The organism is Chitinivorax sp. B (assembly GCF_005503445.1).
Classification (GTDB): domain Bacteria; phylum Pseudomonadota; class Gammaproteobacteria; order Burkholderiales; family SCOH01; genus Chitinivorax.
Genome location: NZ_SCOH01000049.1, coordinates 1 through 25,287 on the forward strand (window position 1 = coordinate 1; position 25,287 = coordinate 25,287).

The 25,287-nt window shown below is 52.2% G+C and carries 29 protein-coding genes; 27 read left to right on the plus strand and 2 right to left on the minus strand.

Annotation, left to right across the window (positions count from 1 at the left end):
• Positions 1 to 271 precede the first annotated feature (271 nt).
• From FFS57_RS21175 to FFS57_RS21300, 26 genes are all read left to right on the plus strand, one after another.
• A complete protein-coding gene (locus FFS57_RS21175) occupies positions 272 to 538 on the plus strand; it encodes a flagellar biosynthetic protein FliQ (protein WP_137939824.1) in 267 nt (88 codons plus the stop codon).
• A gap of 18 nt (positions 539 to 556) precedes the next feature.
• On the plus strand, positions 557 to 1,321 hold the full coding sequence (gene fliR, locus FFS57_RS21180; protein WP_137939825.1) for a flagellar biosynthetic protein FliR: 765 nt from the start codon (positions 557 to 559) through the stop codon (positions 1,319 to 1,321).
• Between the two features lie 5 nt (positions 1,322 to 1,326).
• Positions 1,327 to 2,412, plus strand: coding sequence for a flagellar biosynthesis protein FlhB (gene flhB / locus FFS57_RS21185; protein WP_137939826.1), 1,086 nt, complete (start codon positions 1,327 to 1,329; stop codon positions 2,410 to 2,412).
• 2 nt (positions 2,413 to 2,414) lie between these two features.
• On the plus strand, positions 2,415 to 4,466 hold the full coding sequence (gene flhA, locus FFS57_RS21190; RefSeq protein ID WP_137939858.1) for a flagellar biosynthesis protein FlhA: 2,052 nt from the start codon (positions 2,415 to 2,417) through the stop codon (positions 4,464 to 4,466).
• Positions 4,467 to 4,497: 31 nt separating this feature from the next.
• Positions 4,498 to 5,211: a flagellar hook-basal body protein gene (locus tag FFS57_RS21195; RefSeq protein WP_137939827.1), complete on the plus strand. Its 714-nt coding sequence runs from the start codon at positions 4,498 to 4,500 to the stop codon at positions 5,209 to 5,211.
• Positions 5,212 to 5,234: 23 nt separating this feature from the next.
• Complete coding sequence (locus FFS57_RS21200; RefSeq protein ID WP_137939828.1) at positions 5,235 to 6,005, plus strand: flagellar hook-basal body protein; 771 nt, start codon at positions 5,235 to 5,237, stop codon at positions 6,003 to 6,005.
• Positions 6,006 to 6,041: 36 nt separating this feature from the next.
• Positions 6,042 to 6,977, plus strand: coding sequence for a flagellar basal body P-ring formation chaperone FlgA (gene flgA, locus FFS57_RS21205; RefSeq protein WP_171014121.1), 936 nt, complete (start codon positions 6,042 to 6,044; stop codon positions 6,975 to 6,977).
• A complete protein-coding gene (locus FFS57_RS21210; protein ID WP_249384103.1) occupies positions 6,965 to 7,552 on the plus strand; it encodes a flagellar basal body L-ring protein FlgH in 588 nt (195 codons plus the stop codon). Before flgA ends, FFS57_RS21210 begins: the two co-directional genes overlap by 13 nt.
• A gap of 2 nt (positions 7,553 to 7,554) precedes the next feature.
• On the plus strand, positions 7,555 to 8,673 hold the full coding sequence (locus FFS57_RS21215; RefSeq protein ID WP_137939830.1) for a flagellar basal body P-ring protein FlgI: 1,119 nt from the start codon (positions 7,555 to 7,557) through the stop codon (positions 8,671 to 8,673).
• Positions 8,674 to 8,691: 18 nt separating this feature from the next.
• Positions 8,692 to 9,069, plus strand: a complete 378-nt coding sequence (locus tag FFS57_RS21220) for a flagellar basal body rod protein FlgB (RefSeq protein WP_137939831.1) — start codon at positions 8,692 to 8,694, stop codon at positions 9,067 to 9,069.
• Between the two features lie 2 nt (positions 9,070 to 9,071).
• Positions 9,072 to 9,509, plus strand: a complete 438-nt coding sequence (flgC, locus tag FFS57_RS21225) for a flagellar basal body rod protein FlgC (RefSeq protein ID WP_137939832.1) — start codon at positions 9,072 to 9,074, stop codon at positions 9,507 to 9,509.
• On the plus strand, positions 9,506 to 9,817 hold the full coding sequence (fliE, locus tag FFS57_RS21230) for a flagellar hook-basal body complex protein FliE (protein WP_137939833.1): 312 nt from the start codon (positions 9,506 to 9,508) through the stop codon (positions 9,815 to 9,817). Before flgC ends, fliE begins: the two co-directional genes overlap by 4 nt.
• 10 nt (positions 9,818 to 9,827) lie before the next feature.
• Positions 9,828 to 11,288 carry a flagellar basal-body MS-ring/collar protein FliF gene (gene fliF, locus FFS57_RS21235; protein ID WP_249384104.1) on the plus strand — a complete coding sequence of 487 codons (1,461 nt, stop codon included), beginning with the start codon at positions 9,828 to 9,830 and terminating at the stop codon, positions 11,286 to 11,288.
• A complete protein-coding gene (locus tag FFS57_RS21240; protein WP_137939835.1) occupies positions 11,285 to 11,839 on the plus strand; it encodes a hypothetical protein in 555 nt (184 codons plus the stop codon). Before fliF ends, FFS57_RS21240 begins: the two co-directional genes overlap by 4 nt.
• Positions 11,827 to 12,576, plus strand: a complete 750-nt coding sequence (locus FFS57_RS21245; RefSeq protein ID WP_137939836.1) for a FliH/SctL family protein — start codon at positions 11,827 to 11,829, stop codon at positions 12,574 to 12,576. The genes FFS57_RS21240 and FFS57_RS21245 overlap by 13 nt, the downstream gene beginning before the upstream one ends.
• A complete protein-coding gene (locus FFS57_RS21250) occupies positions 12,573 to 13,889 on the plus strand; it encodes a FliI/YscN family ATPase (protein WP_137939837.1) in 1,317 nt (438 codons plus the stop codon). The genes FFS57_RS21245 and FFS57_RS21250 overlap by 4 nt, the downstream gene beginning before the upstream one ends.
• Complete coding sequence (locus tag FFS57_RS21255; RefSeq protein WP_137939838.1) at positions 13,886 to 14,362, plus strand: hypothetical protein; 477 nt, start codon at positions 13,886 to 13,888, stop codon at positions 14,360 to 14,362. Before FFS57_RS21250 ends, FFS57_RS21255 begins: the two co-directional genes overlap by 4 nt.
• Positions 14,349 to 15,230: a hypothetical protein gene (locus FFS57_RS21260; protein ID WP_137939839.1), complete on the plus strand. Its 882-nt coding sequence runs from the start codon at positions 14,349 to 14,351 to the stop codon at positions 15,228 to 15,230. Before FFS57_RS21255 ends, FFS57_RS21260 begins: the two co-directional genes overlap by 14 nt.
• A gap of 6 nt (positions 15,231 to 15,236) precedes the next feature.
• Positions 15,237 to 15,632 carry a flagellar hook capping FlgD N-terminal domain-containing protein gene (locus tag FFS57_RS21265; protein WP_137939840.1) on the plus strand — a complete coding sequence of 132 codons (396 nt, stop codon included), beginning with the start codon at positions 15,237 to 15,239 and terminating at the stop codon, positions 15,630 to 15,632.
• A 16-nt stretch (positions 15,633 to 15,648) separates the two neighbouring features.
• Positions 15,649 to 16,833, plus strand: coding sequence for a flagellar hook-basal body complex protein (locus FFS57_RS21270; RefSeq protein WP_171014122.1), 1,185 nt, complete (start codon positions 15,649 to 15,651; stop codon positions 16,831 to 16,833).
• Positions 16,834 to 17,610 carry a FliM/FliN family flagellar motor switch protein gene (locus tag FFS57_RS21275; RefSeq protein ID WP_137939842.1) on the plus strand — a complete coding sequence of 259 codons (777 nt, stop codon included), beginning with the start codon at positions 16,834 to 16,836 and terminating at the stop codon, positions 17,608 to 17,610. It abuts the gene before it with no gap.
• Positions 17,611 to 17,629: 19 nt separating this feature from the next.
• Positions 17,630 to 17,968: a FliM/FliN family flagellar motor switch protein gene (locus FFS57_RS21280; protein WP_171014123.1), complete on the plus strand. Its 339-nt coding sequence runs from the start codon at positions 17,630 to 17,632 to the stop codon at positions 17,966 to 17,968.
• The gene (locus tag FFS57_RS21285; RefSeq protein WP_137939844.1) at positions 17,968 to 18,393 is read left to right on the plus strand and encodes a flagellar biosynthetic protein FliO; all 426 of its coding nucleotides are present in this window, start codon (positions 17,968 to 17,970) and stop codon (positions 18,391 to 18,393) included. Before FFS57_RS21280 ends, FFS57_RS21285 begins: the two co-directional genes overlap by 1 nt.
• On the plus strand, positions 18,386 to 19,153 hold the full coding sequence (fliP, locus tag FFS57_RS21290; protein WP_249384105.1) for a flagellar type III secretion system pore protein FliP: 768 nt from the start codon (positions 18,386 to 18,388) through the stop codon (positions 19,151 to 19,153). Before FFS57_RS21285 ends, fliP begins: the two co-directional genes overlap by 8 nt.
• A gap of 29 nt (positions 19,154 to 19,182) precedes the next feature.
• On the plus strand, positions 19,183 to 19,935 hold the full coding sequence (locus tag FFS57_RS21295; protein ID WP_137939845.1) for a sigma-70 family RNA polymerase sigma factor: 753 nt from the start codon (positions 19,183 to 19,185) through the stop codon (positions 19,933 to 19,935).
• A 106-nt stretch (positions 19,936 to 20,041) separates the two neighbouring features.
• Positions 20,042 to 20,437 carry a hypothetical protein gene (locus FFS57_RS21300; protein WP_137939846.1) on the plus strand — a complete coding sequence of 132 codons (396 nt, stop codon included), beginning with the start codon at positions 20,042 to 20,044 and terminating at the stop codon, positions 20,435 to 20,437.
• Between the two features lie 16 nt (positions 20,438 to 20,453).
• Here the strand turns inward: FFS57_RS21300 and FFS57_RS21305 are convergent, their stop codons facing one another.
• Entirely contained in the window at positions 20,454 to 22,346 is a 1,893-nt protein-coding gene (locus FFS57_RS21305) for a propionate--CoA ligase (protein WP_137939847.1), read from the minus strand.
• A 134-nt stretch (positions 22,347 to 22,480) separates the two neighbouring features.
• On the opposite strand from FFS57_RS21305, the gene FFS57_RS21310 reads away from it, so the two are divergent.
• Positions 22,481 to 23,053, plus strand: a complete 573-nt coding sequence (locus FFS57_RS21310; RefSeq protein ID WP_137939848.1) for a DNA-3-methyladenine glycosylase I — start codon at positions 22,481 to 22,483, stop codon at positions 23,051 to 23,053.
• 132 nt (positions 23,054 to 23,185) lie between these two features.
• Here the strand turns inward: FFS57_RS21310 and fusA are convergent, their stop codons facing one another.
• On the minus strand, positions 23,186 to 25,219 hold the full coding sequence (gene fusA, locus FFS57_RS21315) for an elongation factor G (protein WP_137939849.1): 2,034 nt from the start codon (positions 25,217 to 25,219) through the stop codon (positions 23,186 to 23,188).
• Between the last annotated feature and the right edge of the window lie 68 nt (positions 25,220 to 25,287).

A 25,287-nucleotide genomic window follows, 5' to 3' on the forward strand; every position in this document is an offset into this window, starting at 1 on the left:
CTCCCGGCCACTCGCCTCGATCGCCAGATGCATCAATTCATCTGCACTCAATAAATCTTCCACTGACCTTACCTTTCCACCGATCGTCACAACCATGTCATTCAGGCTGCATTACCCGATAAACAATATTACTGCCCCACGCCAGCTGCACTCCAAGCAATAAATCTGCTTTCTGACATACCAATGCACCATACAAACTTTATTTATGCATACCAATGCAGTAAAATCACATTCTATATTAAAATCACGTTACTTTCGAAAAAGCATATAAATGCAGCTTGATCAAGCTCATCAAATGATGTCCAACCTGATTTGGACCAGCCTTGCCCTAACAGCACCAGTGCTGCTTATTGCAATGCTGGCAGGGCTTCTTATTAGCATCATCCAGGTTGTTACCCAAATTCAAGACATGTCGCTGAGCTTTGTACCTAAATTACTCGCCGCCGCAATTGCACTTGTCATATTTGGACCATGGATGCTTCGAACACTGTTGTCGTTTGCAACCCAGTTGATTGTCAACATTCCACAACACCTTTAAAACGCAAACCTCCAACAGATGCACTTTTTATTTGATCCCCGCTGGGCCACGCTGGCATTGCTTTGCATGATGAGGTTAACAGGTCTTTTGCTGTTAACCCCCGTGCTCAACGGATTTTCAATTCCGCTCCGAATTCGGCTTTTCATTGTCATCGGCTTATCCGCCTGCCTGGCAAACATAAGTCAGGATTACTCAATTCCTCCGCTGACTGATATTGTTTCGTTAATCCTGCTTTGTGCAACAGAGCTTGCATTAGGAGGATTGATGGCATTTGGTATTTTTACTGCCTTTGCTGCTTTTACCATTGCTGGTCGTTTACTGGATATTCAGATTGGTTTTTCCGTTGGCAGCCTGATTGATCCCATTACCAAGCGCCAATCACCTGCACTGGCATCGCTATTCGATTTATTTGCGATTTTGGCGTTCTTTGTCAGCAATCTTCATCACACACTGATTCGAGGCTTTGCAGCATCATTGGAGCACGCCCCGCTCGGCCAATCCGTACTGCCCATCAGCCCCGCTTTGCTGATCAAGCAAATTGGTGTCATGTTCAGCCAAGGGCTTGCGCTTGCTGCACCTGTTGCATTTTGCCTACTGCTGGTCGAGCTGGGACTGGCCGTGTTATCACGCAATATTCCACAGCTCAACATCTTCGTCATCAGTATGCCGATCAAGATCATTGCTGGCTTAGCCATGCTCTCGTTGACCATTCGCTATCTGGCACCAGCGATATCCCAGATATTCAATAGCATCTTTACTTACTGGGATGCGCTGCTGGCATAGCAAAAATGGCTGAACAAGAACTTGATCGTAATGAAACTGCGACCCCCTACAAACTTGAACAAGCCCGAAAAAAGGGCATGGTCGCCAAGAGTCCTGATTTAGTGTACATCGGGATACTAGCGGCCATCACGCTATTTACCTATTCATCTGGCTGGAAGACTGTTACCGCACTCGCCAAAGTAGAACAAACTGTTTTGCTCAGTATTGGCGCAATCGACTGGTCACCTGAGTCTGTACTCTATTGGTTCTGGGGCCTTGCAACTGCAATTTCATTACCACTTCTACCCTTTGTCATGATGGTTGTAGTTGCAGCAGTCTTATCAAATTTCATGCAAACAGGCCCGGTTTTCAGTTTCAAACCCATTTCACCAGACTTCAATCGACTTAACCCTGCAGCGGGTTTCAAAAAGCTATTTTCACTGAAAGTGCTTTATGAAGGAGGAAAGAGCATTTTCAAACTCACAGTAGTGGGTGTTGTGCTTACTCTCAGCTTGCTGGAAATAAGCGAAAAACTCGTCATGCTGGCCAATATTGACAGTAGATTGCACGCCAAGCTTTTGCTGGATGAGGCCGGCTCCCTGCTGTTCAAGTTGATGCTGACAATGCTTGTATTGGCCATTCTGGATTTGGCCTATGTAAGATGGGAATTCGCACGACAAATGCGAATGAGCAAGCGTGAAATCAAGGAAGAATATAAACAGCGTGAAGGGGATCCAAGGATTCGTTCTCGCCTTCGGGAAATACGCCTTGAATTGCTCAAACGCACCAAAGGTCTATCCAACATACCTGAAGCAGATGTGCTAATTACCAATCCGACACATTACGCAGTAGCAGTCAAATATAGCCATGGCAGCATGCCTGCCCCAATGGTCATCGCCAAAGGTGCTGGCGATCTTGCCGCAAAAATGCGTGAACTGGCTACAAGACACCAGGTAGTCATCGTACAGAACCCGCCGCTTGCGCGCGCATTGTTTCGCCAAGTGGAAGCTGACCATTACATCCCTGAATCCCTCTATCCACAGGTTGCAAAAATCTTGATCTGGATCTACGCCGCAAGAACGGCCAAACAACAACACGCAGGGGCACAATGATGATGAACTCGTTGCGCCGCATTTTGGGAAAGCATGCTGATATAGCACTGGTTTTATTAGTGCTCGGCATTCTGATGGTGTTGTTTACTCCGATCCCGCCAGGGCTACTGGATTTCCTGATCCTGTCAAATTTCAGCTTCGCACTACTTATCCTGCTGCTGACTTTCTACATGGCCAAACCCGTAGAATTTTCCACCTTTCCATCGCTTTTGCTGGTGGCAACACTATTCCGCCTGTCACTGAATGTCGCTGCAACACGCCTTATCCTGAGTCATGGCGATGCGGGCAAGGTAATTGGCGCGATTGGCAGCTATGTGGTCGGTGGCAACTATGCAATCGGGTTGATTGTTTTCCTGATCTTGATTGTTGTGCAATACATCGTAGTTACCAACGGCGCACAACGTGTATCCGAAGTAGCGGCTCGCTTCACTCTGGATAGCATGCCTGGCCAACAGATGAGTATCGATGCTGACCTGAACATGGGCTTCATCGATCAAGAAGAAGCCAAACGCCGGCGTAAAAACCTGGAGAAGGAAGCAGGCTTCTACGGCGCCATGGATGGTGCCAGTAAATTTGTAAAAGGTGATGCGATTGCCGGCATCATCATCATGCTGATCAACATCATTGGCGGCCTGGTCATTGGTGTGATGCAAATGGGTATGCCATGGGGCCAAGCTTTACAGACCTTCACGCTGCTAACCATCGGTGACGGCATTGTGACACAGGTGCCCGCACTGGTGATCTCGGTCGGTACCGGCATCATCGTTACGCGCTCCGCATCAGATGGTCAGTTAAGCAAGGAAGTCCTACGTCAGCTTACGTCATTTCCCAAAACGTTACTCTTGGTGTCTTGCGCACTACTGGGTCTGCTCTTCCTGCCAGGCATTCCCGCATTACCTGCAGCAATACTGGTGATTTTCTTTTTGGCTACGGCATGGCTGGTCAAGAAGATCAGCGGGTCCAATCAAGCAAAAGATGAAGGTATCCTCGACGACGAGCCCAGTGTTGATGGTGAAAGTGATGCCTATGGTGAGCTGACAATCGAACCGATCGAAATCTTCATCTCCAATAACCTGGCACCACAGCTTGGTGGAGAGCAAGCGATCCTGATGGAACGAATTGCCACCTTTCGTAAGCAATACGCCGTTGAATCCGGCTTGGTTTTGCCCAAGGTCAAGCTTCGCGAGGCAGATCGACTGGGTCCAAATCATTATGAGATCGCCATATTCGGCGTTACTGTTGCCCGCGGGGAAATCATGCCAGGCTACACCTTGGCCATCCATGCGGCAGGCAACCCCAAAAAGCTGAAAGGCATTGAAACCAAAGACCCCAGTTATGGCTTACCTGCCATCTGGATTGAAAATGAAGAAAAAGAAGCCGCCCGCCAAGGAAAGTATACGTTGGTAGATGGGGCAACCGTCTTCATCACGCATCTGTGCGAAGTATTGCGTCAACAATCGTCATCATTGCTGACGCGCGCCGAAACCGAACGTTTACTGGCTCGCGTGCGTCAGCAGCAACAAGGTTTGGTGGAAGAATTGGTCCCCACCCTTCTCTCCGTAGGTGAAATACAGAAGGTATTGCAGAATCTGCTACGCGAAAAAGTTTCGATTCGACACTTGCAAGCCATTCTTGAAACACTGACAGACAGCGCCAGGTTGAGCAAGGACCCAGGCTACCTCACCGAGCAAACACGTCAACGGCTTGGCCCGATGATTTGTCAGAGCTTGGTCAGCAACCAGAATGTGTTGCAGGTACTGACCCTGGATCCAGCGATCGAGCATCAATTTGCACAAGGCGTTCAGTCCATCGAGAACGGCGGTGCGATGGTCATTGACCCTCAGTTAGCAGAACGTGTGATGCGTCAACTTGCCCAGCAGGTGGAACGCATGATGAAAAGTAACCTACTACCGGTACTGTTATGCTCGCCGGAACTACGACGACATATCCGTTCACTTTCTGAGCGCATGATGCCGCATCTACGTGTTTTATCGCTTGCAGAGATTCCCAACACCATTGAATTACGGGCATTCGGTGCCGTATCAATGCAATAACCCACTGCATGAACAACAGGCAAATCACCCCATGAATGATGCACTGACCCTGACAGTCCAAGCCATGCATACTGATCTTCAGCGTGTCGAGGCTTTATCCCACAACATGTCAAACGCAACGACGCCAGGATATCGTCGTCAGGTTAATGTTACCCGACCGTTTCTTGAACACATGAACCCGCCAGAGGGCACTACTCGCATTCAAGGGAGTGGACCCACAGTTGATTTGAGCATCGGTGCCATCAAGCAAACCCATCGCGCGCTGGATCTCGCTATTCAAGGTAGCGCTTTTTTTGTAGTTCAAGGACCAACTGACCCTGCCTACACACGCCAAGGTGATTTCCAAATCGATAGCCAAGGTCGGCTTGCCACAACCTCCGGCTACCCAGTGCTTGGTCAGCAAGGAGAAATCACCGTCGGATCCGGGGCAATCGAGATCGACCAGCATGGTTTAATCAAAGTTGACGGTAGACCGATTGATACGTTACGCCTTGTCAAATTTGATTCAGACATCCAAATGAAGTCACTAGGGAATAATCTGCTGGTACCAATTAAGACAGCAGAACCTGTGGACGATAAAAACGTTACAATTCTTTCCGGATCACTTGAAGCAGCCAATGTCGTACCAATGCGGGAGATGGTGTCATTAATGGAGACCATGCGCCATTTCGAAGCTAGCCAACGCTTGGTTCAGGCTTATGATGAGGCGGTTGGAAAAAGCATTCAAAAACTAGGTGAATTCTAAGAAACCACGTCGGAATATTGATCATGATTGAAGCTTTATATATTGGCGCCAATGGCATGGGTGCACAACAAACACAAATTGATGCCATAGCCAATAATTTATCGAACATGAATACCCCTGGTTTCAAGAAATCCAGGGTCAATTTTCAGGAAGTCATTGCACAAGGCCTGGACCAAACTCAACAGATTTCCAATGTGCCGGTCAATACTCACCACGGTGTCAGTGTTGCAGGGATTGAAATGGATTTTTCTCCCGGCACACTGAAAAGCACCAATGACCCATTTGATTTATCGATTCAGGGGACCGGCTTCATTCCCGTTCAGTTACCTGATGGCACCACCGCGTACAGCAGAGGTGGCAGCCTGAAGCTCGATTCAAATCGCGTGTTGACGACACAGGCAGGTTACCCACTGCAGCCAATGATCCAGTTGCCAGAAGACGTCGAAGCCCTTCGTATTCTGGCCGACGGCCGTATTGAAGCAGCATTCAAGGACAATCGGCCATCAGTGGAGTTAGGACGTCTTGAGCTGGTCAATTTCAACCGGTCCGGTGCGCTCAAAGCGCTGGGTGGTGGCATCTATCAAGCAAATGAGAAATCTGGTGAAGCAATCTCAGGTCAGCCAGGTACGCTGGGGCTAGGCACACTAAGCCAAGGCGCACTGGAAAACGCCAATATCGACATGATTTCGGAAATGGTCAGTTTGATGTTGGCCCAACGTGCCTATGAAATGGGCAGCAAGCTCGTTCAGGCATCCGATGAATTGATGGGCATGACCAATAATCTGCGTCGCTGATTGAGTATGATGTTCCAATTTGTGTGGTGTTTTGCCGTGACCTTTAGCCTGCTACCCTCGATGGTACAGGCTGCTGTCAGCATTCAATTGAAGGAATCCGTACAACTCAAAAAACGTACGATCCTGCTTGGCGACATCGCATCACTCAATTGCAACATTGAATCAGATTGCGTCAAATTGCGTGATATACAGGTCGCATCACTCCCGCGGCCTGGATTCAAATTGAAAATTGGTCAACAGGATATCAATAAACTGATCCGCCAATATGATCGCCGCATTTTTTCGCAACTTACCTGGCAAGGTATTGCAGACACCATCATTACCCCGGCAACACAGTCTTTGGCTATGCATGATTTAATCGAGCAGGGAAAACTGTTGTTGACCCAACAATTTCCTAACGATCAGCCCGCAATCAGTTATGTCGGAAGCAATGAGGCGATTCTGATCCCCAGCGGAGAAATCACAATAAAAAAAGCCCGAGTTGCTGGCGTGGGGTTGCATAGCAAGATGGTCACCTCCTTCGATATCTTCGTGGATGACCAATATGCGCGAACCATCAACCTTAGCTTTGACATTTCGATCCCGCGTACAGGATGGGTCAGCAAGCAGGAACTGTCGTCGAATGTGTCTGTGTCGTGCAGTCAGTTTCAACAACAGACTGTTGATGCGACCACCATGCCCGATATGGTGACCTCGTGCAACGATACGATTCAGCTCAAACAGCCACTGGCTGCCGGGCAGGTACTTCGGGAAAGTCATCGTTATATTCCGCCCGCCGTCTCACAAGGCAGCAACGTGACGCTGAGTATTCACGCGGGCAATGTCATGCTTGAGTCAGGTGCCATTGCACTTGCCGATGGCCAGGTAGGTCAAATCATTCAAGTCAAACCCATCCATGGTACTGCACCCGTTGCAGCCAAAATTGTTCGACCGGGGATGCTGACTGCGATTGGAACACAATGGAAAAATTAGTATTGATGACACGCATTGCCGCGATTGGGTTGTGGCTGACACTGAGCGGTGGCACCCATGCCGAGAGCTTATATAACGAAAAGACATTCCAGTCATTGGTTGCCGACTCAAGAGCCCACCGGGTGGGTGATTTACTGACAGTACAGATCACCGAGAATGCCACCGCCAGCAGTTCTACGGACTTTGGTTCCCAGCGCAAGAATGATGTCGGATTGCGAGCTGATGTGGACGGCACATTGAAGCATGGCGTTGGCTTGCAAACCGACAACGGATTTGATTCAAAAGGACGGACCCAGCGCTCGGGACGTCTGCTTGCCCAAATTACAGTCACCGTTCAGGAAATTCGTCGTAACGGTGATTTGGTTGTTTCCGGCAAGCAATTGCTCGATATCAATGACGAAAAACAAGAGATTCAATTGACCGGCGTTGTCAGACCCCGTGACATTGAAGACAACAATACAATTCCATCAACCCGACTGGGTGAGGCCAACATTCGTTATGCTGGCGAAGGTGAATTGGCCAGCAGACAGCGCCCCAGCTGGTGGAGTCGACTGCTTGCATTAATTGGATGGTAATCATGTACAAGTTTTTAAGCAGCCTTTTCATATTGTTACTTGCAGTTGATATCGCCAGCGCGAATACAGACGGGGTCAGAATCAAGGATCTGGGTCGCCTGACGGGCTGGCGTGAAAACAGTCTGGCAGGGTATGGACTGGTAACGGGTCTCGCAGGTACCGGGGACTCCACCAGCAACAAAGCTACTCGCCAATCGATTGCAAACGTGCTGTCTCAGTTTGGTGTCAATCTGACCCCAGACGAAATCACCAGCCGTAATGCCGCTGTGGTGATGGTGAGCGCCAGTCTCACGCCGTTTGCGCGGCCGGGTGATACCTTGGATATCACAGTGACATCGCTGGGCGATGCACGCAGTCTGGTTGGTGGCAGTCTGCTGGTTACCCCAATGAAAGGGGCAAATGGCAAGGTATATGCATTGGCACAGGGCCCAGTTTCGGTCGGCGGCTACAAATACGACCTGAACGGTAATGTGATGCAAAAGAACCATCCAACGGTTGGCTCAGTCCCTGGTGGCGCAACTGTCGAAGTAGGGGTTGCCAGTCGATTGCTAGACGAAAACCATAAAATGACATTCCAGTTGTCCGAGCCGGACTTTACGACTGCCTCGCGTATTGCTACCGCCATCAATGGCGCATTGGGCAGAAATGCCGCACAGCCACGTGACGCATCAGCCATTGAAATCCAGGTTCCGCCAGAACATCGTGCCCGCGTCGTTGACTTTGTCACCAAACTGGAAAAGCTGACAGTAGAGCCGGACAGCCGTGCCAAGGTCGTCATCAATGAACGCACAGGAACTGTCGTAGCGGGAGGCGATGTACGCATCGCCAAAGTAGCCATCACGCACGGTGAGTTGAAGATTTCGATCGTGACGGACAACACCGTATCACAACCGATCTTTGTTCGTCAGACAGGTGCTGATGTCCGAACAGAAGTCATCGCCAATTCACGTGTTGATGTCAGCGAAAAAGGCGAAACCGGCTTTATTGGCGCAACCAACAACACGGTCGCGGATTTGGTTCAAGCACTGACCCGCATCAAAACCAACACGCGAGACATCATTTCCATTTTACGAGCGATCAAGGCCGCAGGTGCACTGCATGCCGAATTGGTCGTGCAATAATTTCCAGCGGAAAACCCTATGATCGAAAAAACCCATCCAATCACGGTCAATCTGGTGTCGATGGCACTGGATGCTGCAAGCATGCGGCACCAGGCAATCAGCATGAATATTGCCAATGCAACCAATCCGAACTATCGCCCTGTCCGTGTCAGCTTCGAAGACCAGCTCACCGCAGCCAGAGAAGCACTCCAGGCAGGTCAAACAGTCGACAGTCGTAATCTGTTCGGCGTTTCACCCAAAATGATCAACGACCCGACTTTGACAGGTGGCCAAGCGTCACTTGATATACAAACGGCAGAGTTGGCCAAGAACACGCTTCATTATCAGGCATTGCTCAAAGGCCTGTCCAAGCACCTCTCGATTGTGAGCACCGTCATTAATGAAGGGAAACGATAAGCATGGATTATCGTAATGCGTTTGCAATCAGTGCTGCCGGAATGAATCTGGAGAAAACCAGATTGGATGTAACCGCGCTCAATCTGGCCAATATGCACACAACCGTCGGACCGGATGGGAAAATATTTCAACCATCACGCGTCATCGCGAGCACACGAACCGTCAGTTTTGGTCAGCAATTTGGCGACATGATGACCAGTGCCAACGTGACCCTGCCAATGGCAAAGGTTGAAACAATGGATGTGGCACCTCGTGTTGTCCATGATCCTGGCCATCCCGACGCCGATAACAATGGCAACGTCTCGTTGCCTGGTGTCAATCATCTCAGCGAAATGATCAATATGATGAGCGCACTACGTGCGTATGAAGCCAATGTGGTCGCCATGAATGCCGCCAAGGTCATGGCACAGCGCGCATTGGATATTGGAGCGACATCATGAGCACCGCCTTTATTCCGCCCATCAACCCGGTACAGATCGAGCCAGCCACATCAGTTGGGACACTTGTAGCCATTGCAGCTCCCCAACCACAAAATTTTGCGGCCTGGTTTGATGGACAAGTCCAACAAGTCAGCCAGCAAATTGCCGTAGCCGATCAGGGGTTGCAGAAGCTGGCCATGGGTGATGCCAGCAATCTTCACCATGTCATGCTGCAACTTGAAGAAGCCAAGCTGTCCGTTCAACTGTTTGTCCAGGTACGCAACCGCATGTTGGAAGCCTATCAAGACGTAATGCGGATGCAGATGTGAGGACATGTCAGTGAGCACGATTCAACAGTTTTGGCAAAGCCTTGAGCAAAAAGGTCGCGTCGGATTAGTCATCGGCCTGGTGGCCATACTTGCGATCACAGCGGGTATTGCCTATTGGGCGTTTCGATCGGATTACCGTGTGCTGTTTTCCGGCCTGTCCCCGCAGGATGGCGCCGCCATGGTGGCCGAACTTGACCGGATGAAGGTCCCCTATCAGCTTGAACAAGGGGGTGAAACCATCCTGGTGGCTGCAGAGACAGTTCATAAAACCCGTCTGCAATTGATGGGCAAGGATATTCCCCTACACGGCTCGGTCGGTTTCGAGTTGTTCAACAACAATGATTTCGGCATGACCGAGTTTGCCCAGAAAGTCAATTATCAGCGCGCTTTGCAAGGTGAAATCACCCGTACCATTCTCGCCATTGAAGAAATCCAGGCGGCGCGCGTGCATTTGGCTTTGCCTGAGCAAGGGCTGTTCAAGAAGAACGGGTCCGTGCCCAAGGCGTCCGTAACGGTCACCGTCAAGCCTGGCCGTCAACTGGAGCCGGAGCAAGTACGTGGCATCCAGCGTTTGGTATCGTCTTCTGTGAATGAGATTCGCCCTGAAGATGTGACGATAATTGATCAACATGGTGTTGCATTGACCAAGGCCAAGCGCCCGGACAGCAATGAAAACCTGTCACAGGATCTGGTCGATCAAAAGAAGAGTCTGGAAGACTATCTAACCCGGAAGTTGGACAGCGTACTGGAACGTACCTTTGGACAGGGACAAGCCATCGCCAGCGTCGATGTCATGTTTACCGACAAGCATGTGAAACAGACAACCGAGGACGTATTGCCCGCTGCAGGGCAAACGGAATCCCGGCAAGGTCTGATTGTTCGCGAACGCCAAACCCGTCGTAGCAACAAGGCTGCTGATGGTGACCTCGCCTCACCGATGAGTGATGGGGCAGATCAACGAGAGACCGAATACCAGGTTGGCCGCCGAGTTGAACAGACCGAACGCGCGCCAGGTGCGGTGGAACGTATCAGCGTTGCCGTCGTGTTGCGTCAGACTCCGGGGGAATCACAACTAGAAAGGCTACAGGACGTCGTTTCCAACGCAGTCGGCCTGAATATCGATCGCGGTGACACTGTGGCGGTCTATACAGCCAGCCAGTTGGCAGTGTTACCAGGTCATCAGGTCGGCCAAGCCGAGAAGTCGCTGCTCGCACAGATGCCTGACACCGTCGAAGACAGGGCGCCAGCACCCACTAAAAAATCGCCGCTTCTCAGCCCATGGCAGTGGATTGCAGCAGGATTGCTGGGTGGCGTGGTCATGCTGTTCATCCTGGTCAAGTTATTTGGGCAAAAACGTCCCGCCGATGCCCAGTCCAACCTGACTGCAGATGAACGGGAAGCGGCCCTGAAGCGCATTCGAAGCTGGATGAAAGATGATGGGGACCAATCCAGCCAAGGGGCATCATTGTGAGCGCAAGGAAAGCAGCGCTAAGCTTGCACGCGCTTGGTGCAGCAGATCGCCGGTGGATTCTGGCACAGCTTGACGATACCGAGCGTCAGCAACTTGAATTTCATCTTGATGAGTTGCAATCGCTGGGGATACCAGCCAATGCAGAGCTGGCTTCAGCCGTCATACAGAGTCAGGCAAGCTGTCCGGCAGACCAGCCAGCAATGTCCAATGCGGCCATGTGCATCAGGCATCAACTGGACAATGCGCCAGCAGCCGACATTGTGGCAGTGCTAAGGGAAGAGCCCAACTGGATACTGGCGCCTGTCTTGAAGCTAGGGCCTTGGTCTTGGCAACCGGCGTTACTGTCTGCTTTGGACGCAAATCGCCGAACCGCCTTGGTCAGCATGCTGCATACCCAACCTGCCCTGCAGGAGGGATTCATTCTGGCATTACTGAGCGCGTTGGATAGCCAATTGACCATGCTACCCAGTCAGATTGACGTGGCTCCATCAGCATTGACATCGACTGATCAACCGCCTTTGTTACGCTGGGTACGAAAATGGCTCCCATAATTCGTAAACCGCAAGTTCTGACAGAAAAACGCGTCGTAGGCTCTCGTCCCGCCACACCGGCCGGGACACCCGCACAGGTCACCGTCAGCAAACCTGTCACAGGTACCATGCCTTCAGGCACGGCCAATCCAGCCAAGGCATCAATCCCGGAACCTCGTCTAGACAAAGCTGAATTTGACCGACAGGTCAATTTAGCCAAACAGGAGGCAATCAAAGCGGTTCAAGCAGAAGCGGAAGCCATCAAATCCAAGGCACACGAAGCTGGCTTTGCTGCTGGCTTGAAACAGGCTACGGACCAAGTTGCCCAAGGACAGGCCGAACTGTCCAAGCAGTTGGAACAGCTCGGCCAACGTTTGCTGGCACAGTGCAAACAAGATCAGTCGACATTGGAGACCGAAGCCGCCGCCATCGCCTTTGAAGCACTCTGCAAACTGGCAAGTCATCGCCTGCTTCAACCCGACGCTATCAATGCCATGATCCGTGAGGCCATGACCCACGTCAATCAACGTGGCATTCTGGCGGTCAGGCTCCATAGTACAGATCTGGCAAAACTGCAGGAATATGACGATCAGGATGCAGTGAGCACTTTGCCGATGAAATGGGTTACCGATGACACCCTACCACGAGGTGGCTGCGTGATCGAAACGACACTGGGTGAACTGGATGCAAGGCTGGACCACCAGCTTGAACAGTTGGCCATGGTACTGCGTGCCTGCGCCAAAGGGGACAAGTCGTGATCTCACGATTTCGTGAAGCCATCGCGGCCGCCAAGCTCTATCGCCGCATCGGCACCGTTGCCAACCTTTCTGGCTTGAGCATTGAGGCCCGGGGCCCCGATGCAGCCATTGGTGAAGTGTGCGAAATCATCCCGCGGCACGGCGATACGTTGCTTCGCGCGGAAGTGATCGGCCTGCGCGAAGATCGTGTCGTGCTGATGCCTTACGGTGATACCCGTGGCGTAGGAGTGGGATGCGAGGTGTATGCCACAGGCCAGCTTCCCGACATTGGCGTCGGCAACACCCTGCTTGGCAGAGTCATTGATGCGTTTGGCAACCCACTTGATAGCCTTCCTGCCCCTGCGCTGCAACAGCGTAGACCGCTACGAAGCGCCGCGCTGAATCCGCTCCAACGGCCACGTATCAACAAGGTGCTCGAAACAGGTGTACGAGCGATTGATGGCCTGCTCACCCTTGGGCAAGGTCAGCGGGTTGGCATCTTTGCAGGCAGCGGTGTTGGCAAGAGCACCCTGCTAGGTATGATTGCCCGTCACGTGATAGCGGATGTCAACGTGATAGCCCTGATCGGCGAGCGCGGTCGCGAGGTCAAGGAATTCATCGAAAACCACCTGGGTGAATCAGGCCTGAAGCGATCTGTCGTCATTGCCGCGACGGCTGACCAACCTGCCCTCGCTCGTGCACGCGCAGCCTATGCAGCGACTTCAATTGCCGAATACTTCCGGGATCAGGGCAAACAGGTATTGTTGACCATGGACTCCGTCACGCGTTTCGCCATGGCAAAGCGTGAAATCGGCTTGGCAGCGGGTGAGCCGCCAACCGCACGGGGTTACACCCCTTCCGTGTTTGCCGAGCTTCCGGAACTATGTGAACGCTGTGGCACGGCCGGTTCAGGTGGAGCCATCACCGCGCTTTATACCGTGTTGGTCGAAGGGGATGATTTCAATGAACCCATCTCCGACATGTTACGAGCCACACTGGATGGCCATGTTGTGCTTTCTCGTAAGCTGGCACATACCGGTCATTTTCCAGCCATTGATGTTCTGCAAAGTGCAAGCCGTCTGCTGACCGATCTGGTCGCGCCTGAAGATGTCAGCGTTATCCGGCAAGCCGTCGCACAACTGGCCGTTTTCGAGCGCAATCGGGAAATGATCGACATTGGCGCGTATCGACCAGGTAGCAATCCGGAAATCGACACGGCGGTCAAAGTATTGCCTGCCCTGAATACGTTGCTCTGCCAAGGATCAACCGAACACGTTTCACGCGCTATGGTAATCAGGCAGTTACATCAAATCATGGCCGGAGGTGCACATTGAAAAACCGGCGCGGCTTTCGATACCCACTGGATCCCTACCGCAAGCTTTGCGCATGGGAGCTGGACGAGCAAAAGCGTGAAATGCTTGACTTGGCCAGTCAGGAAAAACAGAAAGCAGAGTCGTTTCGGCAAGCTGACCAAGCATTTGGCACCATGCTCAACACATTACGGGGCACCCATGACTCGTCGATTGTGCTGGACCCTGCGGCCAGGGGCCTGTGGTTACAGTATCTCGGCAAGCTGGATGCCGATAGGCAAGCCGCAGATGAAGCACTGCAATCTACACAGCAATTGCGTGACGAGGCCTTTCAACGGTACGCCAACCAGCATCGACATCTGAAAGGTCTCGATGCACTTCGCGAACGTGCATTGCACGATTTTGACAAAGACATGGCAACCAAGGAGTCAACCAGATTGGATGATGCCTGGTTGCAAGCACTGGACTGGAAGTCGAAGCAAAATGCAGATCAATGACGAACTGCCAACATCCCTTTTGATGACAGGCAAAACACCCGATGCGCAGCAACTGCAAAATACCTGGTTGCATCAACTGGAAAAAGCGCAATTAGCGTCACTTGATGCCATCAGTGCAGCGCGGCAACCAACCAATAGACAAGATACAACACAGCAGCCCAAGCAATTTACCGATCACCACAAGACGAGTGAGCGCGGACAACGTGACACCACCCCTGCAGACGGGAATGCCCTCGTCTCAGCGTCATCTAGCCTGCCAATCGGTGACACTAAGGTAAGGGAATCCCTGATGAATCCTGGCACGACATCATTCGCCACGTCCGCATTCGGTTCACCTACAGCGAATCGTTTGCATTCATCCGCTGTCAGTACCGCGGTGGATCCAACACATGCCGGGGAGCCCGTCGCCAACAATCCGCCCCAACGCTGGCTTGAAAGTGGTCAATTGGGTATCCGGCTTAGCTTGGCACAGGCAACCATGGAAGCCCATCAACCCGCTCCCATGGTCTTTCAGCCTACTGAGAAGGCCACACAACCAGCTGCGACTGGAGAACCATGGACCAAACGTCACATGCACCTGTTTCAGGCAGATGATGGAATCCAGGTTTGGATCCGCGATAGCGAAATCAATACCCAAACGCTGAACACATTGATTGACGCAATCAGTGAACAACTGGGTCAACTAGGTTTACAGCTGAGTGAACTGACATTGAACGGTCAGAAAATCAGACTGGACAGCAAGCCAGGCAAACCAGTGGCGCAATCCAGGCATCAACCGGATATAGCCCGAAACACCACTTATTCAGACAGGCCTTCGTTGGATGAAATCCAGCATTTGGTCGAACACACTATTCAATCGCTTGGATGACACACTATGGCTATCGATTCCATTAGCAATGCGGCGGCCAACCTGCAAGGGGCCGGTTTAGGTTTGCAGGATCTGCTTAAGATTCTGCTGACGCAACTGACCTATCAGGACCCGCTTAAACCCATGGACAATCAGGAATTCGTTGCGCAAATCGCACAATTCTCTGCACTTGAATCCAGTCGTCAAGTCAATGAAAAGGTCGATCAACTCCTGAGCATCCAATCCACCAGTCAGACGGTGGGGTTGCTGGGCAAGACCATCGAGGCACAAACGGCATCCGGCAAAGTGGTGGGGACGGTTGCATCCCTGGCGCTGACTGACGGCAAACCCACCATGACATTGAACGCTAATGGACAGCTCTATACCGGCATCACCTTTGCCGATTTGCTGTCTGTTCGATAGCCCCAACGAGGTCAATATGATTGATACGATTTTTATCGGGATGTCGGGTTTATCCAGCTATTCCCGTGGGCTGAAAGTCATCAGCAACAACGTAACCAACCTGAACACACCCGGCTTCAAGAGCTCGCAACTTCAATTTGCCGATCTGTTTTATCAAGGCAGCCAGCAAGGCCTTGGTGAAGGAAGATTGGGGCATGGGGTTGGGACATTCGGTACCAACCTGAACTTCAAGACCGGTGATATTCGAAGCACTGGCAACGGACTGGACTTGGCGGTTGATGGTCAGGGTTTTTTCGTGTTGAAGGATGAAAAAGATAAGCTGACCTACACCAAGGCAGGCCAATTCGACTTCAACACCGATGGCGTGCTTGTCAGCCGAAATGGTGGTGAAAAAGTCATGGCACTGTCGGAAGGCGGTCGTCTTGACGAAATCCGCCTGGATGGAAAACGTACCAATCCACCCAAGGCTTCAACCAAGGTTACCTTGTCAGGTAATCTGAACCCGTCATCCACCGCTTACACTATGGAAAATGTAGGGGTATTCGACTCTGCCGGTCAGCAACACCAATTGAAGCTGGCTTTTACCAAAGGCACCAGCAGCAGCCCATTGGACCCGGTCACCTGGACGGTGGTTGCGACAGAAGGCGCTACCACCGTTGCGAGCGGCAGTTTCAAGATGAAAGATTCCAAGCCCATGGCAGGTGCTGACACCATTGATTTGACGTTTACACCAGCTGGTGCCGCAGCCACAACGGCCGTCTTGGCGCTGGGAGCCGATGTCCGTGGTGACGCCTTGGGCACGACATCGACATTGACCGTGTCTCAGAAAGATGGCTATGCATCCGGTTCAATGATCAAACAGACATTCGATGCCGAGGGTCGACTGGTCTTGTCTTACTCCAACGGTCAAACAGATAAACCGTTCCAGCTCGCATTGGCACATGTCAGCGATATCAGCGAACTGGTTCAGGAAGGGTCCAACCAGTTTACTGTCAAGAATCAGAACGCACTCAGCTATCACGTTGCTGGTAATGGCAAGGATCGAGTCATCGGTGGATCGGTTGAAGTATCCAATGTCGACCTGTCCCAGGAATTCAGCGACCTGATCCTCAATCAACGTGGTTATCAGGCGTCATCGCAAATGGTAAGTACCGCCAACGAGATGATTCAGCAACTGTTTGACATGAAGGGTCGTCGCTAAGTGGACGTTAGACCATTTTTCCTGCTCAGCCAGTCGTATATTGCTGGATTGCAATCACGGATTCGAACCGGTATCCAGCACTGGGAAAGCCGCTGGGGGACACAGATTCCAAACACATTGCAAATCCGTTCACCTCAGTCTTTGCCAAGCAATGACCGTCAGGGTGTCTGGCAGACCTGGTATGGTCAGGCCGGATTATCGGTCTTGGTAAAAAGCGAGGATGTCGAACGCTTCTGCGATCAGGTCTTGTTTGCAGACCGTCGCCAGACTTCCTTGTCAGACCGTCATCTGGAGTCCGGGCTGGCTCCGCTCGTAGTCAGTCAGGCTGCGGCCGATTTCGTACAGCAGTTACTTTCAGCCGTGCGTGAACAACCCTACGCTGCTCAACACCACGAGCAGCCGACAGCACTTCCAACCGAGATTTTCCGGGCTGGCGCTGATGTACTGCTGATCAGTTGGGCTGATACCCAAGGAAAGCCATTGAATCTTTTGGTGACAGGTTTGCCGACACCAGCAATTCGTTCACTGGGCCGCCCCAATCAATCGTGGCGACAGGCCATTGGCAAGCAACATCTGCAAGTGAAGGTTGAATTAGGCCAGGTGGAACTGACGGTGGGCCAGATCGAAACATTGCGGTTGGGCGACGTGGTGAAACTTGATCAATCGCTGGATGCACCGTTGCTTGTTCGTGATGATCAGGACACCCCCATTTTCCACTGCCACCCTGGCACACAGCATGGCCACCGCGCCATCTCGCTGATCAAATTGAAAGTATGAATCCTAGAAGGTGATGAACGTGAGCGATACCAACGACACCAACCCTGCTGAAAACACCACACAACTTGTCGATCTGCCAGAACTGAAAAATCCTGCCAAAGCAGGGGCATCGCTGGTTGGGTCAAATATGTCCGTCATTCGCAACGTTAAAGTCCGGCTGGCAGCCCAACTGGGCAATGCTGACATGCTGGTATCAGACTTGATGGCAATGAAGGAAGATACTGTCGTCAAACTGGATCGACTGACCGATGAACCCGTCGACCTGATACTGGATGGACACATTGTGGCACGAGGCCAACTGGTCGCGGTCGGTGACCATTTTGGCGTGCGAATCACTGAACTGCCTCAGGAAAGCTGATGCGCCATTTGCTTGCGGCCTGCATGACAACCTGCCTACTGTTTACAACGCCAGCCGGTCGAGCCGTGCCTGCCGAATCCTCACCAGCCCCTGCGAGCCAACCCATCCCGTTCAAGCGTGCCACGTCAGGTGAAGACGATATGGTGATGCGCATGATCGGTGCGCTGGTCGTGGCTGGCCTATCGGCCTTGGGCATCGCCTTGCTGATTCGCCGGTATGGCCTCGGGATCACGGGTTCGTTGCGTCCGTCCAACAAACGGCTGGTTCTGCAGGAACGCTTGCGCGTATCCCCTGGCACACAGCTTTTGGTCGTCCGCTTTGATGAAGAAGATTTACTGATTGCCGAGAGTGCCAGCGGCGTCACCATTTTGCAGCGACATCGTCACCCCTTACCCAATCAAGAAGAGAAATCCGTCGATGTCTGAAATGAAACACCGCCACGTCGCATTGTTGGCGGTAGCCATGCTTTTCACCTTGATCACCTTTCCGGCTTTTGCCGCCGGTACTGGCGGCATCAGTCTGCCGGGGTTGGAGATCCGCCCTGCCGGTCAGGGGCTGGATGCTGCCAACTCTGTCAGATTGCTGTTGGGATTGACGGTATTAAGTCTGGTGCCGGCCATCCTGGTGTCCATCACCGCATTCATGCGCATCATTATCGTACTGTCGCTATTGCGGCACGCGATGGGTATGCAGGAAACCCCACCCAATACCGTATTGATCAGCCTTGCACTGTTCTTGACGCTGTTCACCATGTCACCCGCCATCAAAGAGGCGAATCAGGCCGGGTTCGAACCCTATCTGCAAGGTAAGATCAGTACCGAACAAGCGATGGAGCGTGGCTTCAAGCCTTTTCGTGAATTCATGGTTCGACAGACACGAGAGGAAGATCTGGCGTTGATGGTTGACATCTCACACAGTCCGCAACCCAAAACCATCGACGATATCAACAATGTGCAATTGATCCCTGCCTTCATGCTGTCGGAGTTGCGTACTGCATTTCAGATTGGTTTCATGGTTTTTCTGCCGTTTCTGCTGGTTGATCTGATCGTCTCAGCCATTTTGATGGGCCTGGGAATGATGATGGTGCCACCGGTGACCATTTCCCTACCGATCAAGTTATTGATGTTTGTACTGATCGATGGCTGGAACATTTTGATTCGTGCCTTACTGGGCACTTTCCAATAGCAGTCCCTGTCCGGTGATATGTTCAAACGATGCAACAAGCTGGCCGACCATCCTGGGAGCAGTGGGACGAACATGAAGAGCGGGCACTCTGGGTGCAAGCACGCGCCCAGAGTGCGGATGCTCGCGAGCGGCTGATTACCAATTATCTACCCTTCGCCAGAATGCTGGCGGCCAAGCTTTATGCACAACGCACCACCGATGAAATTGATTTCTTGGATTTCCTGCAACTGGCCTCAATCGGCCTGATCGAAGCCGTTGACCGATACAACAACACAAACAATGCCGCTTTCACTACCTATGCCAGCTATCGGATCAATGGGGCTGTCCTGAACGGACTGGAACAGTACACTGAACGCCAGAAACAGCTGCAAGTTCAGAAACGTATACGTGATCGGATACAATCCGTTGATACCGACTTGCCATCCCACAACAACGGTGTGATGGCGTCCTTCGAGCGTATCGCCACCGTTGCAATCGGGTTGGCACTCGGCATGATGCTGGAGGAGGACGGACTTTACCTGACTGAGGAAACCAGCATTCCGGCAGCCTATACGTCTCTGGAACTATGGCAACTGAAAAAATATCTACATTCCTTGCTGCCAAAACTCCCTCATCGCGAAGCGCAAGTGATTCGATATCACTACATGCAGCAACTATGCTTCGAAGACATCGGCAAAATCATGAATCTGACCCGAGGACGTGTGTCGCAGTTGCATCAGGGTGCACTGGCCAAACTACGGGCAGAAATGGCGACAGGCGCGCCACTGGATGTCACATGCTGACCCACCCATGCATACCCTTACCCGTTGCCCTACCTGCACCGCTGTTATTGTGTCAGGCACGGTGGCAGGATATCCTTCGCCAACCATTTCCTATCGACCTCAACTCATGACGACGCCTATCAGCTCCGTGGGCAATCTGGCTGCCATTGTTTCCGTCATCAGAAAGCAGCTGGCTGAAACCAAGTCACACCAACGTGCACGCCATCGTCCATCCGGCGCCTCTGGTAAATCCCATACACCATCACGCTCAATCGAACAACGTGTGGCAACCAGTTTGTCAGCCATAGCGCATGATGATCCTGACCGGGGGCGCAAAGGCATCAAAGCCTTCATTGAGGCTATATTGCTCAAGGAACTGGGTGAGCATTTGATGAATGACCCGGCGTTCTACCAGATGGCCGATGTCATTACAGACCAGATCTTGCAATCACCTGGCTTGGTCGATGCGGTGAACGCCGCCATCGCACATTTGACGACAGACGGGGTAAGCCCAGCGGCTTAACCCCGACATCGGCGTATTACCCTCGGCAGGTCTGTACGGCAATCCGTATCTGTTCCAACGCACCCGGGTCATCCAAGGTGGTCAAATCGCCAGGATCACGACCTTCTGCCAATGCCTGAATGGAACGACGCAATAGCTTGCCGGATCGAGTCTTTGGCAGCAGGTTGACGAAATGGACACGTGCAGGTCGGGCAATTGCACCCAGTTGGGCATCCACGACACTCATCACACTCCCCTCCAATTCCGCACTACCAAGGTGTAAGTCTTCTGCATGCTTCAAGACAGCAAAGGCCATCACCACCTGCCCTTTCACCTCATCGGCCACTCCAACTACTGCCACTTCGGCAACAGCCGGGTGGCTGGAAATCGCCTCCTCGATTTCGCGTGTTCCCAATCGATGTCCCGCCACATTGATCACGTCATCAGCGCGACCCAGAATGAAGTAATAGCCATCCCTGTCACGCCGCGCCCAATCAAAGCTGGAATACACTGATTCGTTGAAGTTGCCATAATAGGTATTGACGAAGCGTTCGTCGTCGCCCCATATCGTACTCAGGCAACCCGGTGGCAAGGGTGACACAATGACGAGGACTCCCTTCTCGTCAGCCTGCACCGGCAGGCCTGTCGCTTCGTTGAGCAGTTTGACGTTAAAACCGTAGACTGGCAGACCTGGTGAACCATACTTTTTCGGAATCGATTCGACACTGACATGGCCAGACAAAATCGGCCAGCCCGTCTCTGTTTGCCAATAATTGTCCACAATCTCGATATCCAGCACATCGGCAATCCAGCGTGCCGTGGGTTCATCAAGTGGTTCACCAGCCAAATAAAGCCGCCTCAGACTGCTGACATCGTGTCGTGTCAGGCAAGCTGGGTCCTGTTTTTTCAGTACCCGAATCGCGGTCGGGCTGCTGAACATGACCTTTACCCGATACTGTTCAACCAGCTTCCACCAGATGGCGGCATCCGGCCGGATTGGCGTACCCTCGTAGACCACGGTAGTCATCCCCGCAATCAATGGGCCATAGACAATATAGGAGTGACCAACTACCCAGCCGATGTCTGAGGTGGAAAACATGGTCTCCCCAGCTTGGCCATCGTAGAGGTATTTCATTGACGCGGCCAATGCCACGGCATAGCCCCCCGTATCACGCTGCACACCTTTCGGTTTACCTGTGGTACCAGAGGTATAAAGGATGTACGACGGCTCGTTAGATTCAAGCCACGTTACCGACACTTGCGCTCCCCAATGCTGCCGGCGCAGTTCGGCATAGTCATAATCACGTCCCACCTGCCGGGTCATCTGGGTATCCAATCCCCGGTTGACAATAATGACCTGCTGGGGTGGATGCTTAGCCAAGCGTAACGCCTCGTCCACCAACGGTTTGTATGGGATGCGCTTTCCGGCACGCATACCGGCATCGGCAGTGAACAATATTTTGGGTTTGGCATCATCGATTCGGCTGGCCAGGCTATGTGATGCAAACCCGCCGAACACGACCGAATGGATGGCCCCGATTCGGGTGCAGGCCAGCATGGCAAAAATGGCCTCAGCCACCATCGGCATGTAGATAATTACGCGATCGCCCTTATGTACGCCTAATACCTGCAATGCCGCGGCGCAAGTATTCACTTCGGCATATAGCTCGGCAAAACTGTATTGATGCTCGATACCGGTTTCAGTTGAAACGTAAACCAGTGCTGGCTGATCAGCACGTGTTGCCAAGTGCCGATCCAGGGCGTTATGACACAGATTGGTCCGGCCATCGACAAACCAGCGGGTGAATGGCAAACAGCTGTCATCCAGTACCGTGGTGAACGGTGCCTGCCATTCAATGAGCTTGGCCTGCGCTGCCCAGAAAGCGTGTGGGTCGTTGATCGACCATTCATGAAACTGCTGATAATTCATAGTTTGAAGCTCCATCCTCATTGTTTAAGACTTGTTTTGCGTCTTTACAGGTCTGATGACCCAACATGGGAAAAGCTCCAGCGGCGTGCGTTTGTTATACACTCGCCATTCAAAATTGTCGGGAAAATATTCTGATGAACACCATCAAACGATGTGATTGGGTAACCGATAGCGTTTTATATCAACACTATCACGATGAAGAATGGGGCGTTCCCGTACGTGATGATCGGCTGTTGTTCGAGTACCTGATACTGGAAGGGGTACAAGCCGGCTTATCCTGGATCACCGTATTGAACAAACGAGCCCACTACCGTGAGGTATATGATCATTTCGATGCCAGACGAATCGCCAGCTATGACGAAGCCAAGCAGGCCGCACTGCTGGCCGATCCCGGTATTGTTCGCAATCGCTTGAAAGTTGGCGCGGCTGTGATTAATGCCCAGTCCTTTCTCAAGATACAGGATCAATTCGGTAGTTTTGACACCTACATCTGGCAGTTTGTCGGCGGCCAGCCACGTCAGAATACCTGGGCAGTTCAAAAAGATGTACCTGCCAAGACGGCTGAATCAGATGCGATGAGCAAAGATTTGACCAAGCGCGGGTTCAAGTTTGTCGGCAGCACTATCTGCTATGCCTTCATGCAGGCAACGGGCATGGTCAATGACCACATCGTTACCTGCCATTGCCACGCAGCAGCCAGTCGATAAGGTTGCAGTGACTTACTTTGCAATTGCCGCACCATGTGATACGCACGCCACGGCCTCAATGCCTGCCATGGTCCAGTTCATGGCCGGATCTGCAAAACAAAAAATAAGGCAGGTCTCCCTGCCCTATTTCACTCAAGCATGCACAATTTCTGCCACGCGGTGCTCTGCCACTGGCTGATATTGCTCAAACTGCATGCTGAAATTGCCACGTCCGGCAGTCAACGCGCGTAGATGGCCGATGTAACCGAACATCTCTTTCAACGGCACCAACGCTTCGATCACCGATGCATTGTGTCGCATCAGTTGGTCGTGAATCTGACCACGACGGCGGTTCAAGTCACCAATGCAAGCACCCAGATATTCACTTGGTGTGACAACTTCTACGTGCATCATGGGCTCCAGCACCACCGGCGCGGCCTTGGTCAACCCCTCACGCAAGGCTGCTGCTGCGGCAAGCTCGAAAGCCATCGCAGATGAATCACGTTCGTGAAATGTGCCATCCAGCAACGTGACCTTCATGTCGACAGTCTGGAAGCCGCCGACATGGCCGTTTTCTGCAGCGCGGCGTATACCCGCCTCTACGCCTGGGATAAATTCGCGTGGGATGGCGCCGCCAGTGATTTTGCTTTCAAACACAATACCGCTGCCGCGCGATAACGGCTCAAGTTGTAACCGGACTTCAGCAAACTGACCGGGCCCACCACTTTGCTTCTTGTGCAGATGGGTAACCTGCACCGTTTTGGTAATGGTCTCGCGATAAGCAACCTGCGGGCTGCCAACACGTACCGCAACCCGGTAACGGCTGCGCAACTTTTCCAATGTCACATCCAGTTGCAGTTCACCCATGCCAGACAATATCATCTGGCCGCTTTCCGCATCGGTACGCAGATGCAGGCTGGGATCCTCCTGCAGCAAGGCATGTAAGCCCTTGTGCAAGGTTTGCATTTCCTCTTGAGTCGTTGGCTCCAATGCCACATCAATCACTGGGTCAGGCACGATAATGCGCTCCAGCACAATAGGATGATCCAGCGCTGTCAAGGTGTCACCGGTCGTGGTAGATTTCAAGCCCGTTACGGCCACAATTGCACCTGCCTGTGCAATACTCCGTTCCTGCTTTTTGTCGGCGTGCATTTCATACACACGGGCAATCCGCTCACGCTGGCCAGTGGCGGCATTCAACACCGTCTCACCAACTTGAATCTGCCCACGATAAATACGCAGAAAGGTCAACGCACCATGATCATCCGTCGTGACCTTGAAAGCCAGGGCAGCCAACGGTGCAGTAGGATCGGCAAGTAATATGTGGTCATCTACCTGATTGATACGATCCGTCGGGGATGGCAAGTAGGCATTCACCGCATCCAACAGGGGCTCAATACCCTTGTTGCGAAACGCGGAGCCAGCCAACACCGGGACGAAGCGTCCAGCCAATGCGCCGTGGCGAATGGCTGCCTGCAACTGCGCTACCGTTGGTATGGTGCCTTCCAGGTAAGCAGCCAGCAAGGCGTCATCCTGTTCCACCGCCAGCTCAATCAACTGTCGGCGATAGTGTTCCACCTGTTCAGCCATATTCAACGGGACATCAGCGACTTCATAGCGGACCCCGGCTTCGCTGCTTGGCCATACCAACGCTTTCATCGACACCAGATCCACCACGCCGCGAAAATCCTGCTCACTGCCAATCGGCAATTGCAGCACCAGCGGTGTAACCGCCAGTCGTTCGCGTAACATGGCCACCACACGCAGAAAGTCCGCACCGACGCGATCCAACTTGTTGATGAATGCCAATCGTGGCACATGGTATTGATCCGCCAGACGCCAGTTGGTCTCAGTCTGTGGCTCAACTCCTGCCACCCCATCAAACACCACCACAGCCCCATCCAATACACGTAACGATCGATTGACCTCAATATTGAAGTCAATATGACCAGGCGTATCAATCAAATTAATTTGGTGATCACGCCAAAATACTGTGGTAGCCGCACTATTAATCGTGATGCCACGCGCTCTTTCTTGTGGGTCAAAATCCATGGCAGTGTCGCCATCATTGACATCACCTACACGATATCGCTCACCGGTATAAAACAAGATGCGTTCGGTTGTCGTGGTTTTCCCTGCATCCACATGTGCAATGATGCCGATGTTTCTTAATTGTCTGTTTTCCATTTTAATCACCTAAAAAGCAAAAACCCTGATGAGTTTGCCCACCAGGGTTTATCCTTACCTGGAAGGCA

What these genes read in the sequence shown, in the direction of transcription:
- FFS57_RS21200 (WP_137939828.1), top strand. Translation starts at nt 5,235, where the DNA reads ATGATTGAAGCTTTATATATTGGCGCCAATGGCATGGGTGCACAACAA.
- FFS57_RS21285 (WP_137939844.1), top strand. Translation starts at nt 17,968, where the DNA reads ATGCGCCATTTGCTTGCGGCCTGCATGACAACCTGCCTACTGTTTACA.
- FFS57_RS21300 (WP_137939846.1), top strand. Translation starts at nt 20,042, where the DNA reads ATGACGACGCCTATCAGCTCCGTGGGCAATCTGGCTGCCATTGTTTCC.
- FFS57_RS21175 (WP_137939824.1), top strand. Translation starts at nt 272, where the DNA reads ATGCAGCTTGATCAAGCTCATCAAATGATGTCCAACCTGATTTGGACC.
- FFS57_RS21310 (WP_137939848.1), top strand. Translation starts at nt 22,481, where the DNA reads ATGAACACCATCAAACGATGTGATTGGGTAACCGATAGCGTTTTATAT.
- FFS57_RS21220 (WP_137939831.1), top strand. Translation starts at nt 8,692, where the DNA reads ATGATCGAAAAAACCCATCCAATCACGGTCAATCTGGTGTCGATGGCA.
- fliR (WP_137939825.1), top strand. Translation starts at nt 557, where the DNA reads ATGCACTTTTTATTTGATCCCCGCTGGGCCACGCTGGCATTGCTTTGC.
- FFS57_RS21210 (WP_249384103.1), top strand. Translation starts at nt 6,965, where the DNA reads ATGGAAAAATTAGTATTGATGACACGCATTGCCGCGATTGGGTTGTGG.
- FFS57_RS21305 (WP_137939847.1), bottom strand. Translation starts at nt 22,346, where the DNA reads ATGAATTATCAGCAGTTTCATGAATGGTCGATCAACGACCCACACGCT.
- fusA (WP_137939849.1), bottom strand. Translation starts at nt 25,219, where the DNA reads ATGGAAAACAGACAATTAAGAAACATCGGCATCATTGCACATGTGGAT.
- flgC (WP_137939832.1), top strand. Translation starts at nt 9,072, where the DNA reads ATGGATTATCGTAATGCGTTTGCAATCAGTGCTGCCGGAATGAATCTG.
- FFS57_RS21245 (WP_137939836.1), top strand. Translation starts at nt 11,827, where the DNA reads ATGGCTCCCATAATTCGTAAACCGCAAGTTCTGACAGAAAAACGCGTC.
- flhB (WP_137939826.1), top strand. Translation starts at nt 1,327, where the DNA reads ATGGCTGAACAAGAACTTGATCGTAATGAAACTGCGACCCCCTACAAA.
- FFS57_RS21215 (WP_137939830.1), top strand. Translation starts at nt 7,555, where the DNA reads ATGTACAAGTTTTTAAGCAGCCTTTTCATATTGTTACTTGCAGTTGAT.
- FFS57_RS21260 (WP_137939839.1), top strand. Translation starts at nt 14,349, where the DNA reads ATGCAGATCAATGACGAACTGCCAACATCCCTTTTGATGACAGGCAAA.
- fliP (WP_249384105.1), top strand. Translation starts at nt 18,386, where the DNA reads ATGTCTGAAATGAAACACCGCCACGTCGCATTGTTGGCGGTAGCCATG.
- fliE (WP_137939833.1), top strand. Translation starts at nt 9,506, where the DNA reads ATGAGCACCGCCTTTATTCCGCCCATCAACCCGGTACAGATCGAGCCA.
- FFS57_RS21265 (WP_137939840.1), top strand. Translation starts at nt 15,237, where the DNA reads ATGGCTATCGATTCCATTAGCAATGCGGCGGCCAACCTGCAAGGGGCC.
- FFS57_RS21195 (WP_137939827.1), top strand. Translation starts at nt 4,498, where the DNA reads ATGAATGATGCACTGACCCTGACAGTCCAAGCCATGCATACTGATCTT.
- FFS57_RS21270 (WP_171014122.1), top strand. Translation starts at nt 15,649, where the DNA reads ATGATTGATACGATTTTTATCGGGATGTCGGGTTTATCCAGCTATTCC.
- FFS57_RS21295 (WP_137939845.1), top strand. Translation starts at nt 19,183, where the DNA reads ATGCAACAAGCTGGCCGACCATCCTGGGAGCAGTGGGACGAACATGAA.
- flhA (WP_137939858.1), top strand. Translation starts at nt 2,415, where the DNA reads ATGAACTCGTTGCGCCGCATTTTGGGAAAGCATGCTGATATAGCACTG.